This is a genomic window from Paracoccus sp. L-17 (genome assembly GCF_056857655.1).
On sequence record NZ_JBSXNM010000044.1, the window covers coordinates 192,005 to 206,480 of the forward strand.

The 14,476-nt window shown below is 64.9% G+C and carries 15 protein-coding genes and 1 tRNA gene; 7 read left to right on the forward strand and 9 right to left on the reverse strand.

Going from position 1 to position 14,476, the window contains the following annotated elements; genetic code table 11:
- Positions 1 to 21: 21 nt before the first annotated feature.
- The 3 genes from AC13CR_RS15290 to AC13CR_RS15300 are packed head-to-tail and all read right to left on the reverse strand — an operon-like array spanning position 22 to position 2,065.
- Positions 22 to 291: a hypothetical protein gene (locus tag AC13CR_RS15290; protein ID WP_292952923.1), complete on the reverse strand. Its 270-nt coding sequence runs from the start codon at positions 289 to 291 to the stop codon at positions 22 to 24.
- Positions 288 to 1,187 (reverse strand): SPFH domain-containing protein, encoded by a 900-nt coding sequence (locus AC13CR_RS15295; RefSeq protein WP_292952920.1) that lies wholly within the window; start codon positions 1,185 to 1,187, stop codon positions 288 to 290. The genes AC13CR_RS15290 and AC13CR_RS15295 overlap by 4 nt, the downstream gene beginning before the upstream one ends.
- Before the next feature lie 11 nt (positions 1,188 to 1,198).
- On the reverse strand, positions 1,199 to 2,065 hold the full coding sequence (locus tag AC13CR_RS15300; RefSeq protein ID WP_292952917.1) for an N-formylglutamate amidohydrolase: 867 nt from the start codon (positions 2,063 to 2,065) through the stop codon (positions 1,199 to 1,201).
- A gap of 153 nt (positions 2,066 to 2,218) precedes the next feature.
- Between AC13CR_RS15300 and AC13CR_RS15305 the strand changes: the two genes are divergently transcribed.
- The 5 genes from AC13CR_RS15305 to rpsO all read left to right on the forward strand — a co-directional run bounded on the left by AC13CR_RS15305 (position 2,219) and on the right by rpsO (position 4,749).
- Positions 2,219 to 2,293 (forward strand) — tRNA-Val (locus tag AC13CR_RS15305).
- Positions 2,294 to 2,375: 82 nt separating this feature from the next.
- Positions 2,376 to 2,501, forward strand: coding sequence for a type B 50S ribosomal protein L36 (gene ykgO / locus AC13CR_RS15310; RefSeq protein ID WP_119747228.1), 126 nt, complete (start codon positions 2,376 to 2,378; stop codon positions 2,499 to 2,501).
- Positions 2,502 to 2,648: 147 nt separating this feature from the next.
- Entirely contained in the window at positions 2,649 to 3,152 is a 504-nt protein-coding gene (locus AC13CR_RS15315; protein WP_292952906.1) for a DUF1643 domain-containing protein, read from the forward strand.
- Positions 3,153 to 3,243: 91 nt separating this feature from the next.
- Positions 3,244 to 4,329: a calcium-binding protein gene (locus tag AC13CR_RS15320; protein WP_482900872.1), complete on the forward strand. Its 1,086-nt coding sequence runs from the start codon at positions 3,244 to 3,246 to the stop codon at positions 4,327 to 4,329.
- A gap of 150 nt (positions 4,330 to 4,479) precedes the next feature.
- Positions 4,480 to 4,749, forward strand: a complete 270-nt coding sequence (rpsO, locus tag AC13CR_RS15325) for a 30S ribosomal protein S15 (protein ID WP_292952900.1) — start codon at positions 4,480 to 4,482, stop codon at positions 4,747 to 4,749.
- A 101-nt stretch (positions 4,750 to 4,850) separates the two neighbouring features.
- Here the strand turns inward: rpsO and AC13CR_RS15330 are convergent, their stop codons facing one another.
- On the reverse strand, positions 4,851 to 5,876 hold the full coding sequence (locus AC13CR_RS15330) for a glycosyltransferase family 61 protein (RefSeq protein WP_292978805.1): 1,026 nt from the start codon (positions 5,874 to 5,876) through the stop codon (positions 4,851 to 4,853).
- A gap of 49 nt (positions 5,877 to 5,925) precedes the next feature.
- Positions 5,926 to 6,537 (reverse strand): sulfotransferase family 2 domain-containing protein, encoded by a 612-nt coding sequence (locus AC13CR_RS15335; protein WP_292952894.1) that lies wholly within the window; start codon positions 6,535 to 6,537, stop codon positions 5,926 to 5,928.
- Positions 6,538 to 6,770: 233 nt separating this feature from the next.
- Here AC13CR_RS15335 and pnp point away from each other — a divergent pair, with 233 nt between their 5' ends.
- Complete coding sequence (pnp, locus tag AC13CR_RS15340; RefSeq protein WP_292978803.1) at positions 6,771 to 8,909, forward strand: polyribonucleotide nucleotidyltransferase; 2,139 nt, start codon at positions 6,771 to 6,773, stop codon at positions 8,907 to 8,909.
- Positions 8,910 to 8,964: 55 nt separating this feature from the next.
- Here pnp and AC13CR_RS15345 read toward each other — a convergent pair whose 3' ends face one another.
- Genes AC13CR_RS15345 through AC13CR_RS15355 form a run of 3 tightly spaced genes read right to left on the reverse strand, consistent with a single transcriptional unit; the run spans position 8,965 to position 11,636 of the window.
- Positions 8,965 to 10,095, reverse strand: coding sequence for a capsular polysaccharide export protein, LipB/KpsS family (locus tag AC13CR_RS15345; RefSeq protein ID WP_292978801.1), 1,131 nt, complete (start codon positions 10,093 to 10,095; stop codon positions 8,965 to 8,967).
- Entirely contained in the window at positions 10,092 to 10,970 is an 879-nt protein-coding gene (locus AC13CR_RS15350; protein ID WP_292952882.1) for a glycosyl transferase, read from the reverse strand. The genes AC13CR_RS15345 and AC13CR_RS15350 overlap by 4 nt, the downstream gene beginning before the upstream one ends.
- A 9-nt stretch (positions 10,971 to 10,979) precedes the next feature.
- On the reverse strand, positions 10,980 to 11,636 hold the full coding sequence (locus tag AC13CR_RS15355; protein WP_292952879.1) for a peroxiredoxin: 657 nt from the start codon (positions 11,634 to 11,636) through the stop codon (positions 10,980 to 10,982).
- 178 nt (positions 11,637 to 11,814) lie between these two features.
- Between AC13CR_RS15355 and AC13CR_RS15360 the strand changes: the two genes are divergently transcribed.
- Positions 11,815 to 13,257 (forward strand): aldehyde dehydrogenase family protein, encoded by a 1,443-nt coding sequence (locus AC13CR_RS15360; RefSeq protein ID WP_482900877.1) that lies wholly within the window; start codon positions 11,815 to 11,817, stop codon positions 13,255 to 13,257.
- Between the two features lie 33 nt (positions 13,258 to 13,290).
- On the opposite strand, the gene AC13CR_RS15365 is transcribed toward AC13CR_RS15360, so the two are convergent.
- Entirely contained in the window at positions 13,291 to 14,394 is a 1,104-nt protein-coding gene (locus AC13CR_RS15365) for a sensor histidine kinase (protein WP_292953201.1), read from the reverse strand.
- Between the last annotated feature and the right edge of the window lie 82 nt (positions 14,395 to 14,476).

Genomic DNA, 14,476 nt, shown 5'->3' on the forward strand with positions numbered 1-14,476 from the left:
GGGACGCGGCCCCCCGCGCCGTCATTCGTTGATGTCTCGATCCCACCGGCGGACCTGACCCCGATTGCTCCCGGCGACCCGGCGCAGGATCAGCCAGATCACGCCCGACAGGATCGCCGTCACCACCAGCGTCACCGCCAGACCGGCCCCCCACAACCCGGTCAACAGCAGGATCCCCATCAGCCCGACCGAGGCCGCAAGCCCCATGAACACCCAGCCCGGCGCGAACAGTTCCAGCGCCGCCAGAGCCAGCGCCGCGATCAGCCACAGCCATCCGTTCAGCCAGCTCAAGACGAATGTCCCCGAAGCTGGCTGAAGGCATCCTTGAACGCATCCAGCGCCGCCGCCGGCAACAGGACCACCTGCTTGCCGCTGCCCTGTCCGACCTGCACCAAAGCCTCGACCTGCTTCATCGCCACCTGATATTGCGCGGCCTCCAGCCCCTTGCTGGAAATCGCCTCGGCGATGATCGAGGTCGCATAGGCTTCGGCGTCGGCCATGACGCGGCGCGCCTTGGCCTGTTGCTCGGCCGCATAAAGCGCGCCGTCGGCGGCCAGTTCGACCGCCCGGCGTTTGCCTTCGGCCTCGGTCACCTGCGCGCGGCGGGCGCGTTCCGCATTCAATTGTTGCAGCATCGCGGCGCGGGTCGCGTCGTCCAGATTGACGTCCAGGATCTCGGCCCGCGTCACTTCGATCCCCCAATCATCGACGACATTGGCCAGCGAATCGCGAATTCGTTCGATCAGTTGGGCGCGGTTCGACTGGACCTGATCCAGTTCCATGGTGCCGATCTCGGAGCGGACGATACCCGTGACCGTGGTGGCGATGGCAGCATCGATGTCGCGGATGCGGTAGACGGTCTTTTCGGGTTCGATGATGCGGTAGAAGACCGAAGTCTCGACCTCGACCAGAACGTTGTCCGCGGTGATGGCATCCTGCCTGCTGGTGGGCAATTGCCGTTCCAGGATCGAGATCCTGTGCGCCACCCGGTCCAGAAACGGCATGATGATGTTGATCCCCGGCCCCAGGACCGAGCGCAGCCTGCCAAACCGTTCGACCACGAATTTCTCGGATTGCGGCACGATCCTGACGGCCGCGCTGACGGCCAGCAGGATCACCAGCGCCAGCACGATCAGCGCCAGGTTGCGTCCCGGAAGATCGCTCAGCGCCTGCGGCAGATTGTCCATCCCCATCCCCCCTATTCGGCCGCGATCCGCGCGCCGGTTCCGTCCGCGTCGTCGATCACGGCCAGCTTGCGGATCACCCTGCCCAGTCTTTCGGCAAAGCGGTCGAAATCAGGCAGCGGCGTCAGGGACTTCTCGTCCATGTACAGCGCTCGATCGATCTCGATCTGGACGACATGGACGTTCCGGCCGGGCCGACCATAGGCCGAGCAGATATAGGCCCCCGAGAAGGGGGAATTGCGGCGGATGCGCCAACCCTCGGCCTCGAAGGCGGCGGCGACGATATCCGAGACGCGGGCCGAGGCCGACAGCCCGTGGCGATTTCCCAGCACCATGTCGGGCCGCGGGCCCTGAAGGTGGCTCAGCGCGTCATGCGGCATGGAATGCATGTCGATCAGGATCGCCTGCCCGAAGGTCGTCCGCGCCTCGGCGATCAGCCCGGCCAGCATGGCATGATAGGGCCGCCAGCAGGCGGCGATGCGGCGCTCGGCCTCGGCCCGGTCGATCGGGCGGTCGTGGATCGTGCGGCCCTGCGACACGACACGCGGAATCACCCCCAGACCGGCCAATGTGCGCTGGTTCAGCGGGTGCCGGGGCACGCCGCGCACGACCAGCGGATCGATCTCGTCGGCGCCGCGATTGAGATCGACGATGCAGCGCGGCACCTTGGCCGCCAGCGTCACCGCGCCATGATCGCTGGCGCAGGCGGTCAGGCGGTCCATGAACGCATCCTCGGACGAACGCAGGACGGGAATCGGCAATCTGGTGCCCGCAAGAAACCATTCGGGATAGTCGCGGCCCGAATGAGGCGAGGCCATGATGACGCCGCTGGCCCAGCGTGCGGGCCTGACAAGCGAAAAGGGCAGATCGGACAGGCTCAATTGCTGGTTCCGGGCTCTGTTTGATCCTGCCAATATAGACCGAAGAATGTTGCGCCAATAGGCCTTGAATCCGTCGAAAGCCGCCTATATAGACACGCGGACCGAAGCGGTCGGGCCGAATCCCGAGGGGGTTGGGCCTGGGTGCCGAAGCACGGGCGGTTAGCTCAGCGGTAGAGCACTACGTTGACATCGTAGTGGCCACTGGTTCGATCCCAGTACCGCCCACCATTTTTTCGCCGCCCCCGGCCGCAACCGGGGGCATTTCGTTTTCCAGGGCGGCTCAGCAGCGCCGCGACGATGGAGAAGACCGATGAAGGTTCGCAACTCGCTCCGCTCGCTCAAGAGCCGGCACCGCGACTGCCAGGTCGTGCGCCGCAAGGGCCGCGTCTACGTGATCAACAAGACCAACCGCCGGTTCAAGGCTCGTCAGGGCTGAACCGGCGCCCTTGATCCGGGCGTCCCGGCAGATCGCCACGGAATCGAAATCACCCGCCCCCGGCGGGTTTTTTCTTGGCAAGCCGCCCGACATCGCCTGCCGGATCCGGTGCGCGCGGGCTGGGGGCGCAGTCACGAGGGGGCATCCGTGATCGAACGGTCCTTCAGTGACCGGGACACGCATTCCCGGGCGCTGTTTTCGGAATGCGGCGCCTATCGCTATGCGCTGACGCGCCGGTGGGGCAGGGGCAGGCGGCTGACCCTGGTGCTGCTGAACCCCTCGACCGCCGACGAACGCCGCAATGATCCCACCGTCGCCCGCTGCGAGGTTCGTGCCCGCGCGCTTGGCTTCGGGGCATTTCGCGTGACCAACCTGTTCGCCTTCCGCGCGACCGATCCCCGCGACCTGAAACGTGCCCTCGATCCTGTCGGTCCGGACAATGACGCGATCCTTGAACGATCCGCCGACTGGGCCGATACGGTGCTGTGCGGCTGGGGTCTGCACGGCGCGCATCTGGGGCGCGGACCCGCGGTCGAGGCACGCCTGCGGCAACGGGCGCGCGATCTGTGCCATCTGGGCCTGACCGGCACGGGCGCGCCGCGGCATCCGCTCTATGTCGCCTATCGCGTCATGCCGGTGCCGTGGCGTTAACGTATTCTTAAGAAAACGATTCCCTGCCGCGTGATCTGGGCTACACTTCATGCGTGTGTCCGCCTTGCGCGGTTTTTCGAGGTGTCGGCCGATGCTTATGCTTGCAGGTTTGATGGGGCTTCTGGTCGCCGGGATGAGCATCGACTTGTCTCCGCTTGGGCAGACGCAGGCGGATGACATGCCCGAAGACGATCTGCCCGAAGACGAGGCGGCGGGCGATTCCCTGCCGCCGATCATGCCACAGCCCGACATGCCGGACGAGGGCGACAGTGCCGGTTCCGAAACCGATGGCTTCATTTCCGATGTCAGCAGCCTGCCCGCCGATCTTGCGCCCGAGGCTGGCGCAGATCCCGCCGTTTCGGCCGGCACCGGCGCGGTTGCCGGCGATCCGGGCGATCCGGGCACGGCCGAAGAGACGCCGGAACAGATCCTGGCCGCGATCATCGGGACCGACAGGGCCGATGCGCTGATGGGCGGCGACGGTGCCGACAGCATCGACGGCCTGGGCGGCAGCGACGATTTGCGGGGCGGCCTGGGCGACGACACGATCAGGGGCGGGTCGGGCCAGGACTGGATTCAGGGTGACGCCGCCTATGGCCCCGGTGGCAACGACGAGATCCACGGCGGCTCCGGCGACGATTCGCTGGCCGGGCAGGGCGGCGACGACCTGATCTGGGGCGACGAGGGCGACGACACCATCCTGGGTGGTGCGGGCAGCGACAGCCTGTTCGGAGGCGCCGGCAATGACTGGATGTCGGGAAATGACGGCGACGACGTTCTGGTCTCGGGCGGCGGTTCGGACGATCTGGATGGTGGCACCGGCAACGATCTTCTGATCGGTGGCGACGACGATGAAACCGCCTGGATTCACGGCGGTGACGGCGAAGACACGCTGATGCCGGGGTCCGGCGATTTCGCCGAGGGAAATGCCGGCGCCGACCAGTTCGTGCTGAAGCCGGTGGACGGCGATCTGCCGACCATCGCCGATTTCGACGGGACCGAGGATCGTATCATCCTGCATCTGCCCGAGGACATGACCCAAGGCGCCCAGATCCAGTTGGTGCAACACGACGACGGCACGACCCTGATCAATGTCAACGGCGACGCCGTCGCCCGGATGTTGCAGCTTGGCGGCCTGCGGGTCGAGGATATCGGCATCGTCCCCATTCGGGCCTGACGCGGACACGGTTTCCGCTTTCCAAGGGCGCGATTCTCTTTTATACGCGCGCCTTCGCTGGCGCTTCGTCGCTGGCGGACCTCCACGGGCCTGTGCTGGACGACATCCCGGCCTGCGCCATGAACCCGAACTTTTGAGAAGGAGACCCCGATGTCGATCACTGTCGAGGAAAAAGCCAAGGTCATCAAGGAATTTGGCACCAAGGCCGACGATACCGGATCGCCCGAGGTGCAGGTCGCGATCCTGACCTCGCGCATTTCCACCCTGACCGAGCATTTCAAGACGCACAAGAAGGACAACCACTCGCGTCGTGGCCTTCTGAAGCTGGTCGCGCAGCGCCGCAAGCTGCTGGACTATCTGAAGGGCAAGGACGAATCGCGCTATGCCGATCTGATCAAGCGTCTGGGTATCCGCCGCTGAGCCTGTCGCCTTGCGGCGAAGTTCCGAACGCCCGTCGCGAAAGCGGCGGGCGTCTTGGTTCGCGCTTGCCCGATCGCCAACGGGCGAAGGGTTTCCAGCGTTCAGCCGGTCGCCAGCCGCGTCATCCGGCCCTTGTTGGCGTGGCCGATCCGTTCGACTTCCTGCGCGATGGGCGGAAGCTCCAGATCGGACGCGTCCACGGGGGCCGACAGCAGGCCCAGAGCCGACAACCGGGCAAAGAGATCGGCGAAATCCAGCTCTGCCCAGCTTCTGTCGTCGGCCTTTCGCTTTCCCGGTCGGATCCAGTTCGCGCGGATCGCATCCACCACCTGCACCTTCGCACCCATCGCCACAAGCTGATCGACGATGTTGGCATGATCGGGGGCGCTGCGGCGTTTGATGATCGTGAAAGATTGCCCGGGATCGGTCACGAAACCTGCAAGATGAAACGCGGACCCGTCCGGCCCGATGATCTGTCTGGCGGCCCGGAACGTTGCGAATTGCTCGGTGATGGAATGCTGCTGGGGATGATAGATCTCGAATCCCTGCCGCTCCAGCAGCTGTTCCAGATGACGCTCGGCCAGAATGCTGCCCGCCTTTTCCGGCAGCGCCGAACGTGAAAGATACAGGCGCTTGCGGCCCGTCATGTCGGACGGGACCGCGATCGCGCGCAGGAATTCGCGGAACTCGGGCGTTCCCGCCGCCATCGGCCCAAGGCCGAAGCCGGGGCCTGCGATCAGCAGATCCTCGAATTCTTCAGGCTCATGGACGATGCGGACGGGCAGATCGATATGCAGACATTTCAGCAGCAGGTCTTGATGGTCCGGCAGACGGTCCTGGCGCTTTCTGCCGGGATCCTTTGGCGAGAAGACGATCGACTGGACCCCGCTGTCCCGAACGGCCCAGAGCCGGGACAGGGATTCCGTCAGGAAATGCCCGAAATGGGAAAAGAGGGGACCGCCCCAAAGGTGGCGTCCCTGTGTCCTGTTCACCGCAGAAGGAGCCTGCGCCGCGTTCCCGCGATAGATCGAGCCGTTGCGATAGAGGGCGCCCTCGGGCACGTGGCGGCCATGATGATAGAGCGCCGCGTTGGAGGGATCGACGACGACATTGCGCAACCGCAGCACGGTGCGGGACCAGCCTGTTTCGCAGCGCGGCGGCGGCCATTTCCCCGAATCAGATATCATAGCCGAATCTGTCATAATCATCGCGGTAGAGATTGTGGAAAAGCCCGAGCGTCACCTTGTCCAGGCTGCCGGCTTCATATCGTCCCGCAAGGGTGTGAGCCATGCCCGCACCATGCGTGCTGGCGGACCATGCGTCCAGCCAGGCAATGAATTCGTCGAATCCGTCCTCCAGCCTGAAGACGCGGCACCATTGCGGAACGATGTGGGATTGGCTGCGGAAATGCCCGTCATATCGGTCATGCATGTCGGGTTTGAAGCCGGGAATGCGCCGGATCCAGTCGGCAAGGGACAGATCGGCGTCGATCTTGCCGCGATTGGACTGGTGGAAATGAAACGCGCTCGTGGCGCGGGCAAGAGGGTCGCGGACGAAGGCGAAACCCGCATCGAAGAAACCTTCGGGAAACAGACGTTCCAGTTGCGCCGCGGGCACGTGCTGGGGCGAGGTGCTGGTCCAGTTTCGTTGCCGGCCCGGAACGAAGCGACGATCCAGCAGCGCGGCCGGACCAAACCGCCGGGTCAGATAATTTTCGATGCTGGTGCCCGCGCATTTCGGAACATGCGCAAAATACAGCAGCTTTCCGGCATTCTGAAAGATCGGCATCGCAGTAATACTGATCGCCGGACGGGCGCCGTCAAGCCGTTCCTGCACGCTGCGATGGCCCTGTGGGGCGGGACGTCAGACATCTTTCCATTCTGCGTATTTTCCTGTACGTGCCACAAATCTGTGACGTGATACCCGGCTCCGGGGTGACGCCTGAGGATCGGGACGGCGGCAATGGGGCCGCCATAGGACAAGGCGCGGCCAGAGGGCTGGCGTGCCTATGAGGAAATCAGATGTTTGATGATGTGAAGAAATCGATCCAGTGGGGGCAGGATACCCTGACGCTGGAAACGGGCAAGGTCGCCCGTCAGGCCGATGGCAGCGTGATCGCCACCCTGGGCGAGACCAGCGTGATGGCCAATGTGACCTTCGCCAAGGAACCGAAGCCGGGACAGGACTTTTTCCCGCTGACGGTCCACTACCAGGAAAAATACTATGCCGCCGGCAAGGTGCCGGGCGGTTTCTTCAAGCGCGAGGCGCGCCCGACCGAGAAAGAGACGCTGACCGCGCGTCTGATCGACCGTCCCTGCCGACCGCTGTTCGCGCCGGGCTTCAAGCACGAAGTGCTGGTCATGTGCACCGTGCTGAGCCACGATCTGGTCAATGACCCCGACATCGTCGCGATGATCGCCGCCAGTGCCGCGCTGACGATCTCGGGCGTTCCGTTCATGGGCCCGATCGGCGCGGCGCGGGTCGGGTTCGTCGATGGCGAATATGTTCTGAACCCGGACGTCGAGGACATGCAGGGGCTGCGCGGCAACCCCGAGCAACGGCTGGATCTGATCGTGGCGGGCACCAAGGACGCCGTGATGATGGTCGAATCGGAAGCCTATGAGCTGACCGAGGACGAGATGCTGGGTGCGGTCAAATTCGGCCACGAGGCGATGCAGCCCGTGATCGACCTGATCGTCGATCTGGCCGAGGCCGCGGCGAAAGAGCCGTTCGACTTCCAGTCGCCCGATTACAGCGCGCTTTATGCCCGCGTGAAGTCGCTGGGCGAGGCTGACATGCGCGCGGCCTATGCGATCAAGGACAAGTCCGACCGCCAGGACGCGGTTGCTGCGGTCAAGGCGAAGGTCAGGGACGCTCTGTCGGATGAGGATCTGGAGGATCCGAATCTGGGCTCGGCGCTGAAAAAGCTGGAATCGGCCATCCTGCGCGGCGATATCATCAATGGCGGTGCCCGGATCGACGGCCGCGACACCAGGACGGTGCGCGCGATCGAAAGCGAAGTGGGCTTCCTGCCGCGGACGCATGGCTCGGCCCTGTTCACGCGCGGCGAAACCCAGGCGCTGGTGGTGACCACGCTGGGAACCGGCGACGACGAACAGATCATCGACGCCCTGCATGGCAATTTCCGCAGCAATTTCCTGCTGCACTACAATTTCCCGCCCTATTCGGTCGGCGAGGTCGGTCGCGTGTCCGGCCCCGGCCGGCGCGAGATCGGGCACGGCAAACTGGCCTGGCGCGCGTTGCAGGCGGTGCTGCCGGCGGCGACGGATTTCCCCTACACGATCCGGGTGGTCAGCGAGATCACCGAATCCAACGGCTCGTCCTCGATGGCGTCGGTCTGCGGCGGTTCGCTGTCGATGATGGATGCGGGTGTGCCGCTGAAGGCGCCGGTCGCCGGTGTCGCGATGGGCCTGATTCTGGAAGATGACGGCAAATATGCGGTCCTGACCGACATCCTGGGCGACGAGGATCACCTGGGCGACATGGACTTCAAGGTCGCGGGAACCCAGGCCGGGATCACCAGCCTTCAGATGGACATCAAGGTTGCCGGCATCACCCCCGAGATCATGCAACAGGCGCTGGCTCAGGCGAAGGACGGCCGGATGCATATCCTGTCCGAGATGTCCAAGGCGATCAGCGAAGCGGGCTCGTTCTCGGCCCACGCGCCGCGGATCGAGACGATGACCATCCCCACCGACAAGATCCGCGAAGTGATCGGCTCGGGTGGCAAGGTGATCCGCGAGATCGTCGAGGTGTCGGGCGCCAAGGTCGATATCAACGACGACGGTGTCATCAAGATCGCTTCGGCCAATGGCGATGCGATCAAGAAGGCGCATGACATGATCTGGTCCATCGTGGCCGAACCGGAAGAAGGTCAGATCTACACCGGCAAGGTGGTGAAGCTGGTCGATTTCGGCGCCTTCGTGAACTTTTTCGGCAAGCGTGACGGGCTGGTCCATGTCAGCCAGATCGCCAACAAGCGCCTGGGCCATCCCAGCGAGGTCTTGCAGGAAGGCCAGGAAGTGAAGGTCAAGCTGCTGGGCTTCGACGATCGCGGCAAGGTGCGCCTTGGCATGAAGATGGTCGATCAGCAGACCGGCGAAGAGATCGACGAGAAGCAGGAACAGACCGCCGAGTGATCGGCCCGGTCAACCGCGATGTGACAGCCTCGGCCCTGTGCCGGGGCTGTTGCGTTCAGGCCAGATCCATCAATGCGCGATGGCGGGCGTGTCGCGCCACAAGGGCAGCCACGTCAAAGCGACCGGCGCGCAGGTCAGCCTCGGGCACGAAGAAGTCGCTGAAGAGGAAATCCATCAGATCATCGCGGGCGGCCTGATCAAAGTCCAGGGCCCATGGCTGACGCAACAATGAAGAAAGCGCCGGGATCGAATCGGCGGTCCGGGTGCGGCCCAGCCCACCATAATAGCTGGCACCCAGAACGATCACCGGCTTGTCAAAGAAAAACGCCTCGAGTCCCATGGCGGAATTGACCGTGATCACGCCCTGTGAGGCGCGTAGTTGATCCAGTGAATTGGTGTCACGGTCGATCACAAGCCGGTCCTGCGGATGTCGCGCCACCAGACGCGCCAGATCGCCGCGAGCATTGGGATGCGGCTTCAGCCGCAGATGCCAGCCCGCCGGCAAGGCGCGGCTGGCCGCCGCCAGCGCCGCGATCAGATCGGCCGGATCGGCCACCCAGCCGGCATCCGGCAACAGATCGCCCGCGGCGTTCAGTTGAAGCGGGCAGAACAGGAAGGGCGCTTCGTCCGACCAGTCGGCGCGCGCGGCCTGCGCCACCTGTTTGCGGCGCGGCGAGCGTGCGGCCAGCGTTTCGCGAAGATCGCGCCAGCCGCTTGAGGTTTTGCCGCACTGGCTGCGCCAATTTCGGAAAAAGGCCGCATCGCGCGGGATCGAACTGCGTGCATTGACGCCCTGCATGTCGATCTGAAGCCAGCCGGGCAGGGGGCCGCGCTCGAAGAACACGCAGGCCAGATCCGCCGCGTTCGCGGCACGTGCGGCAAGCGCCGCTCGCCCCAGAAGGCCACGCCAGACATAGACCATATTGGCGCCCTCCTGCCGCAACCGGCGCGCAATACCGGCATGGCGGCTGGCCGCTGTCAGCATCTTGGCCGGGTTCGCCCAGCCATGCGTCATACGCACCACCTCTTTCGCATCGTGCAAGGCCCGTGGTCCGATACAGAGCGACAATTGCCGCATCGAGATCCGGTGCGGGGCCTGGCCGTTGCAAGTCAGTGACTGCATGACGCCGTCGCAGAATTCATCGCGGCTTTCGAGGAACACGGGCCGGCGGACGTTCGCGGTCATGGATTCAGCAATTCATCGCGGCGATAACCGATGTCAAGCAGAGCCGAGACCGGCGAGGCGCAGTCAAGCGCGATGCCGCGACGCCCCGCGACCGTCGCGGCGAGGCTGAATCCCGCAAGGATCCGCCTTAGTCCGGACCTCAGACCCGAGGGCGCCGAATCGGCCCGCCTTTCATAGAACCGGGGTTCTGTGTCGTTGGTCAGATCGATTCCGGCCAGAAGTATCCTTTCCGGCCCGGCCGCCAGTGCGAATTGCAACGCCGAGAAGGCCACGGTGCCGGTGATCACAACTCCTCGATCCGGTGCAATCGAGATCGCCCCCTCGCGGCCAAGGATCACGAAATCGCTCAGTTCCGGGTCCGTCAGCGCCCGCCGGGCCGCGCCGATGGGCTTGATCACGTTTTCGATCAGCGCGACATCGCGATCACGAAGCGGGCCCGTGTCGCGCTCGGCCAGGGCGCGCATGGCGGAGGGCGACAGCATCAACGGAATATCGCAGGGCAGAGCCGCCAGCATCGCGTGATGGCGAAAGACGAAGCGTTCGTCCTCGACGGCCACGGCCAGCGGGCGAATTCTGTCGGCCAGCGCGGCGGCCCCATTGCAGAGGATGGCGGTGCCGGAACCAAGCGCCTCGACCCGCTGATCCCGGAGTGACGGGCCCGATCCGACGATTGCCAACAGGGACCGGCCCGAGGGTATGAATCGCGCGGCCGGCACCAGCGTCAAAAGGTGCCCTCCCTTCCAAGAGACGGCGCCCGACGCCCGGTCGATCGCAAGGCCCGGCCACAGATCCTGACGATGCGCCCGCGCCCGCCCCAGCACCTGAAAGCCGAGGCGGACCAGCTTGCGCGAAAGCGGCCGGTCCGAACGTGTCATTCGCCCCTTCTACGCAGGATCCTTGGCAAAGCGAAGGTAAGGCAGCTTGATATCCAGCGGGCCAAACTTTTCTTCCGCCGCCTTGTCGTCCAGTGACAGGGCCACGATCACGTCCTGGCCGGGTACCCAGTTGGCGGGCGTCGCGATGGGAACGCCGTCGGTCCGCTGGACCGCATCCAGCGCGCGCAGGATCTCGGCAAAGTTGCGGCCGATGGACATCGGATAGGTCATGGTCAGCCGCACCTTCTTGTCCGGCCCGATGATGAAGACGCTGCGCACCGTGGCCGAATGGGCCGGCGTGCGGCCTTCCTGCGGCAGGTAATATTCGGCCGGCAGCATGTCATAGGCCTTGGCCACGTTCAGCGCGGTGTCGTCGATGATGGCGAAATTAGCGGGCGCTCCGGCGACCTTCTCGATGTCCGATTTCCACTTCTTGTGGTCCTCGACCGAATCGACCGAGACACCCAGAACCTTGGTATTGCGCTTCTCGAATTCCGGGGCCAGTTGCGCCACGGCGCCGAATTCGGTGGTGCAGACCGGGGTGAAATCGCGCGGATGGCTGAACAAGATGGCATAGCTGTCGCCCAGCCAGTCGTGGAACCGGATCTGGCCCTCGGTGGATTCGGCGGTGAAATCCGGAGCGGTGTCATTGATGCGCAGGGACATGGGACGTCCTTTCCGTTTGATTGCGTCGTTTCCAACATAGGCAGCGCGCGAACGAATGCCAGAGGCCGCCGGCCGCGGCGAATCCGCCCGCGCCGCCTGACCGCCGCTGGCCCTTGCAGGCGCCCGGCGGCGGTGCCACCTTCATGCCAGGTCAGAAACGGAGATCGCGATGAGCACGCTGCTGGACAAGCGCAAATTCTATATCGACGGCCAATGGGTCGAGCCGGCCACGCCCAACGATCTGGAGGTCATCGACCCCTCGACCGAAGAGCCGGTCGCGGTGATCAGTCTGGGCAACCAGGCCGATACCGATGCCGCCGTCGCGGCCGCCAGGCGCGCCTTGCCGTCGTGGTCGCGAACCGCGCCCGCCGAAAGGCTGGCCCATATCGAGAAGATTCTGGAAATCTATGACAGGCGGGCCGAGGACATGGCCTGGGCGATCAGTCACGAGATGGGCGCGCCGCAGGACATGTCGCTGGAGGACCAGGTTGGCGCCGGACGCGGGCATATCCGCAACTTCATCACCGCGTTCAAGGATTTCAAGTTCATCCGCCCGCTTGGCGATCATGCCCCGTCCTCGATGACGGCATGGGAGCCGGTCGGCGTCGTCGGCCTGATCACGCCGTGGAACTGGCCGATGAATCAGGTCACGCTGAAGGTGATTCCGGCGATCCTCGCTGGCGATACCTGCGTGCTGAAACCCTCGGAAATCGCCCCCCTCTCGTCGCTCCTCTTTGCCGAGATTCTGCACGAGGCGGGGCTGCCCAAGGGCGTCTTCAACCTGGTGAACGGCGATGGAGCGGGCGTGGGCAGCCAGCTTTCGACCCATCCCGAGGTTGACATGATCAGCTTTACCGGCTCGACCCGGGCGGGGATCGCGATCACCAAGGCGGCGGCGGACAGCCTGAAGAAGGTGGTGCTGGAACTGGGCGGCAAGGGTGCCAACATCGTCTTCGCCGATGCCGACGACAAGGCGGTGGCGCGCGGGGCCACACATTGCTTCTACAACAGCGGCCAGTCCTGCAACGCGCCGACGCGGATGCTGGTCGAACGTTCGGTCTATGATCGCGCGGTCGAGACGGCGGCGCAGGTGGCCGAAAAGACCGGCGTCGCATCGGCGCATCAGCCCGGCACGCATATCGGGCCGGTCGTCAGCAAGGGTCAGTGGGAAAAGATCCAGGATCTGATCCAGAAGGGCATCGACGAGGGCGCGCGCCTGGTCGCCGGCGGCACCGGATTGCCCGAAGGCGTCAATCGGGGCTATTTCGTCCGTCCCACGGTCTTTGCCGATGTCAGCAACGACATGACCATCGCCCGGCAGGAAATCTTTGGTCCGGTCCTGTCGATCATTCCCTTCGACAGCGAGGAAGAGGCGATCCAGATCGCCAATGACACGCCCTATGGGCTGACCAACTACGTCCAGACGCAGGACGGCGCACGGCGCAATCGCGTGGCCCGGCAATTGCGTTCGGGCATGGTCGAGATGAACGGCGAGCCGCGCGGGCCGGGTTCGGCCTTCGGCGGCGTCAAGGCATCGGGACGGGCCCGCGAGGGCGGTGTCATGGGCCTTGAGGAATTCATGGATTCCAAGGCGATCAGCGGCTGGGATCGCGACGCCTGATCCTCACGAGGCGCGCGGCGCGGCGGGCCGGTCTCAGCCCGCCGCGCTGACGAATTCGATCCCGATGGTCAGGCCCTCGCCTTCGCTGGACTGGATGTTCAGCTCGCCCTGCAACTCGGCCGAGATGATCGCGGCGATCTGCATCCCCAGACCGTCCTGTCCGCCCAGGGCGATGTCGGGCAGCCCGACGCCGTCGTCGCGGCAGGTCAGTTGCACCTTGCCATCGCCGCTGCCGCGTTCGGCGGTGACGTGAACCATGCCGTGACGACCATCCGGGAAGGCGTGCTTGAAGGAATTCTGCACGAATTCGTTGACCAGCGTACCCACCGCGACGGCCTGTTCGGACGAGACGGCAAGATTGTCGGCCTTGACCTGCAGCCGGACATGCGAGGGCGCGATTTCGGCCAGATGCCCGGTCAGGTTGGCCATGTAGCGGCCCAGATCGACGATCCGGCCGCCATCGGACCGATACAGTTCCTCGTGCAGCCGGGCCACCGCGTCGATGCGCGATTGCAGCGTCGAAAGCGCCTCGGCCGTCTCGCGGTGACGCGCCCGCCTTGCGGCCAGACGGACCAGCGAAGCCAGTGATTGCAGCGAATTCTTGACCCGGTGATCGACCTCCTTGCGCAGCATTTCGGCATGGGCCAGCGATTTGCGCAATTCCATCCGTGCCATGATTTGCGCGGCCAGCACCCGCAGCGTGTCGCGTTGCAGCGGGGTCAGCTTCGCGGGTCTCCTGCCCAGCACGCACAGGGTGCCCAGTGGCAGGCCGTCGCTGGTCTTCAACACGGCGCCGGCATAGAAGCGAAATCCCTCGCGGCCCGTGCAAAGCGGGTTGTCGATGGTGCGCGGATCGTCCTGCGTGTCGGCGATTTCCAGAATGTCGTCGCCCAGAAACGCATGGGTGCAGATGGATTCCGTCAGCGAGGTCTCGCGCCGGTCGATCCCGGTCGCGGACTTGAACCATTGCCGGTCGGCATCGACGAAGCTGATCAGCGCGACGGGCATGTCGCAGATCGCGCCCGCAAGATGCGCAATCTCGTCATATTCCGATTCGGGATCGGTATCGAGGATCTCGTAGGACCGAAGCGCCGCAAGCCGGGCGGCGTCGTCGGGATGCTGGGGGGCAAGCGCCATCACGAATCTCTGGAAAGAAGGCGGCAGCGTGCCGCGGGCTGTGGCGGCGTTCTCTGGTCTCGCCGGGGATTGACGAACCGCT